The organism is Streptomyces sp. NPDC048106, from assembly GCF_040706415.1.
GTDB lineage: Bacteria > Actinomycetota > Actinomycetes > Streptomycetales > Streptomycetaceae > Streptomyces.
Map to the genome: position 1 here is coordinate 90,409 of NZ_JBEZND010000037.1, position 3,628 is coordinate 94,036.

At 69.8% G+C, this 3,628-nt stretch carries 3 protein-coding genes and 2 pseudogenes; 1 reads left to right on the forward strand and 4 read right to left on the reverse strand.

The genetic code is table 11. The features are described from left to right. Window positions 1-86 (forward strand): annotated as a pseudogene (locus AB0927_RS30565) (carbohydrate ABC transporter permease); the annotation flags it as partial. 17 nt (window positions 87-103) lie between these two features. On the opposite strand, the gene AB0927_RS30570 reads toward AB0927_RS30565, so the two are convergent. From AB0927_RS30570 to AB0927_RS30585, 4 genes and pseudogenes are all read right to left on the reverse strand, one after another. After that, entirely contained in the window at window positions 104-946 is an 843-nt protein-coding gene (locus tag AB0927_RS30570; protein WP_366670999.1) for a carbohydrate ABC transporter permease, read from the reverse strand. A gap of 5 nt (window positions 947-951) precedes the next feature. Continuing rightward, complete coding sequence (locus AB0927_RS30575; protein ID WP_366671000.1) at window positions 952-1,905, reverse strand: sugar ABC transporter permease; 954 nt, start codon at window positions 1,903-1,905, stop codon at window positions 952-954. A gap of 10 nt (window positions 1,906-1,915) precedes the next feature. After that, a complete protein-coding gene (locus AB0927_RS30580; RefSeq protein ID WP_366671001.1) occupies window positions 1,916-3,178 on the reverse strand; it encodes a sugar ABC transporter substrate-binding protein in 1,263 nt (420 codons plus the stop codon). A gap of 177 nt (window positions 3,179-3,355) precedes the next feature. Continuing rightward, window positions 3,356-3,628, reverse strand: a pseudogene (locus AB0927_RS30585) (xylose isomerase); the annotation flags it as partial.

Genomic DNA, 3,628 nt, shown 5'->3' on the forward strand with positions numbered 1-3,628 from the left:
AGCCGATCACCCTGGGCATCTACCAGTACATCGGCGCGCACGTCGGCGACTGGGGCTCGGTCATGGCCGCCTCCGTGCTGTCCGCGCTCCCCGCTGTGCCGGGTTACTTGACGGAGCCGCCGGAGATGCCGGCGGCGATGTACTTCTGCGCGAGCACGAGCAGGACCGCCGCGGGGATCGCGGACAGCACGGAGGCGGCCATGACCGAGCCCCAGTCGCCGACGTGCGCGCCGATGTACTGGTAGATGCCCAGGGTGATCGGCTTGACGTCGTCGGTGGTGTTCAGGGTGAGCGCGAACATGAAGTCGCTCCACGCGTACAGGAAGGAGAACAGCCCCGCGGTGATCAGCGCGTTGCGGCTCATCGGCAGCACGACCTGGACGAAGGTGCGCAGCCGGCCGGCTCCGTCCATCTCGGCCGCCTCGATGACCTCACGCGGGATGGCCACCATGAAGGACCGCATCAGCACGATCGCGAACGGGATGCCCAGCGAGGCGTCGGCCAGCATCAGACCGAAGTAGGAGTTGACCAGGCCCAGGTCCACGTACGCGCTGTACAGCGCGTTGGCGATGACGATGCCCGGAACCATCTGCGTGATCAGGGTGCCGAACACCACGGTCCTGGTGCCGCGCAGCCTGAACTGCGCGAGACCGTAGGCGGCCGGCGCGGCGAACGCCAGGCAGATCACGACGGCGCCGAGCGCCACCGCGAGCGAGGTCAGCAGATGGCCGCCCTGCTCCTTGAGGGCCGAGGAGAAGCCGGACAGGTCCAGGCTGTGCGGGACCGCGTCCACTTCCAGCAGTCCGGACTGGGGCTGGAGCGCGGTGTCGACCATCCAGTACAGCGGGAACAGCATCACGCACAGGATGAGGATGCCGACGGCTGTCGTGCCCCAGCGGCGCTTCGGCTTGCCGGCGGCCGGGGCGGCGGGAGTGGTGGTCGCCATGCCGGTCACTTCCCCTCGTTGCGGTTGGCCCGCAGGTAGAACACCGCGAAGACGGCGGAGATCAGGATCAGGATGTTGCCCACCACGGCACCGGCCCCGAAGTCCAGTTGGACGAAGGAGTCCTGGTACGTCAGCGTGCCGAGCGTCTGCGTGGAGTCGGCGGGGCCCCCGTCGGTGAGCGCGAGGACCAGGTCGAGGATCTTGACCGTGGACATGAAGCCCAGCACGAGCACGACCGTGATGACCGGCTTCAGCAGCGGCAGGGTGATCGAGCGGAAGGTGCGCCAGGCGGACGCGCCGTCGAGCGCGGCGGCCTCGTACACCTCGCGCGGGAGCTCCTGGAGGCCGCCGTAGAGGATCACCATGTTGAACGGGATGCCGATCCAGATGTTCACCAGGATCACGGCGAGCAGCGCCACGTGGGTGCTGGTCAGCCACGGGGTGTGGCCGATGCCGAACAGTCCGAGGAAGGAGTTCAGCACACCGGTGTCCTGGTCCAGGATGCGCCGCCAGACGATGCCGGAGACGACCATGGGCACGAGCCAGGGCAGCAGGAGGAGCGCGCGCAGCACGCCGCCCAGCGGGAACCTGCGGTTGAAGAACACCGCCAGGCCCAGACCGACGCAGAACTGCCCGAGCAGCGAGCCGACGGTGAAGACGATCGTCTGTCCCAGGGCCTTGCCGAACAGGTCGTCGCCGAAGACGTTGCGCCAGTTGTCCAGGCCGTTGAAGGGGGCCTTGCCGGTGAAGAAGGTCGACGGCGTGTAGTGCTGGAAGCTCATCACGATGTTGCGGACGAGCGGGTAGCCGAAGAACAGCAGCATGAACAGCACGGCGGGGGCCACGAAGCCCCATTGCGCGAGGGTGCGGCGCCGGCGGGTGCGGGCCGGGTCGGGGGCGTTCTTGGCGGCGGTGGTGCCGGTGGCCGCCGGGGCGGGAACAGCAGCGGTGGTGGACATCGTCGTTACCTCACTTCCCGCTCTCGACGCGCGCCTGCGCGTGCTTCAGTGCCGATGCGCTGGACTCGCCGGTGAGCGCCGACTGGAACGCGCTCTGCAGGGCGAGGGAGATCGAGGTCCAGCCGGAGCCGACCTTGGCGGTGCGCGAGCGCGCCACCGCGACCTGGTCGGCCAGCGAGCTGAGCGAGGGGACCTTCTCGCGCCAGGTGGCGGCGGCCTTCTGGTTGGCCGGGATCATCCAGCTGTTGAGCGCGTAGGTCACCTCCTCCTGCTCGCCGGTCATGCAGTTGACGATCTTCGCGGACGTCTTCTCGCGCGCGGTGTCGCCGATCTCCGGGATGGTCAGCTCGCCGCCGCCCAGCGGACCCACGGACTTGTCGCCGGTCTTCGGGACCGGGATCCGCGCGATGCCCCAGTGCAGGCTCTTCTTGGTGTTGAGGGTCTCGACCTGCCAGGGGCCGTTGATCATCATGGCGGCGTTGCCGGCCATGAACTGGTCGTTGACGTCGGCCTGCGTCCAGTTGATCGTCGACTTCGACAGGGAGCCGTCGGACAGCAGCGCCTTCCAGTAGTCCAGCGCCTCGACCACCGGCCGGCCGGCGAGGTCGGTCTCGTCGCCGCCGTTGGACCACATGAACGGCGTGAACTGGTAGACGCCGTCCTCCGCGCCGCCGGCGCTGAGGGCGATGCCGTACTGGTGGCCCCGGGTGAGCTGCTTGGCCGTCCGGCGCATCTCGTCCCAGGTGGTGGGCACCTTGAGGCCGGCCTTCTTGAGGATGTCCTTGTTGTAGAAGAGCGCGAGGGTGTTCACCGTGCGCGCCGCGCCGTAGTACGTGCCGTGATAGGAGCCGTAGTCGACGATGCCCTGCGGTACGTCGGTGGTGTCGACGCCCAGCTTCCTCAGGTCCAGCAGGCCGCCGGTCTCCGCGAAGGTCGGCATCTCGGAGCCGTCGAACTGGATGATGTCCGGAAGCGACTTCGAGGACGCCATCCGCAGCGACTTGGTCATGACCTGGTCGGCCGGGACCGACTGCTGCTTGATGGTGATGCCGAGCTGCTTGCCGCAGCGTGCGAGCGTCGCCGCGTCCCAGCCGTGGTACGAGTCGTCCGTCGAGGAGTTCAGGAGGGTGTACACGTCGGGGTCGCGGGACTGACCGCAGCCGGCCAGCGCGACGGTGCCGACGAGCGCGGAGGCGACGGTGAGCGGGACGAGGACGCGACGGCGGACCCGCCGGCGTCCGGGACGTGCCCCGTTCGAGAGGTGTGTTGTCACGATGGTGCCCTTGCCTGGGAGGGGTACCGGCTCCGGCGGGCCAGGTGTCCGGCGGAGAGGAGAGGGAGCGGGCCCGTGGCCCGGGGCGCGGTTCCTTGCGGACGCGCGCCCGTGGAGGTGGCCGGCCTCCCGTGCCCGGCGCGCGCGGCGCGGGGCACGGGTCGGGTGGCCCGGGGGTCAGCGCGCGGCGAGGAGGTGGTCCATCGCCAGCTGGTCGAGGCGTTCGAACGCCATGCCGCGCGCGGCGGCGGCGTCGACGTCGAAGTCCTCGAACGCGGTGCGGTCGGCGAGCAGGGCGTCCAGGCCGTCGGCCGCGGTCGGCTGGGCCAGCTCGTCCAGGCGCGCCGCGCGCAGTGCCTCCTGGACCTCGGGGTCGGCGCGGAAGGCGGCCGCGCGCTCCTTGAGGATCAGGTAGTTGCGCATGCAGCCCTCGGCCGAGGCCCACACGCC

What these genes read in the sequence shown, in the direction of transcription:
- AB0927_RS30570 (WP_366670999.1), bottom strand. Translation starts at nt 946, where the DNA reads ATGGCGACCACCACTCCCGCCGCCCCGGCCGCCGGCAAGCCGAAGCGC.
- AB0927_RS30575 (WP_366671000.1), bottom strand. Translation starts at nt 1,905, where the DNA reads ATGTCCACCACCGCTGCTGTTCCCGCCCCGGCGGCCACCGGCACCACC.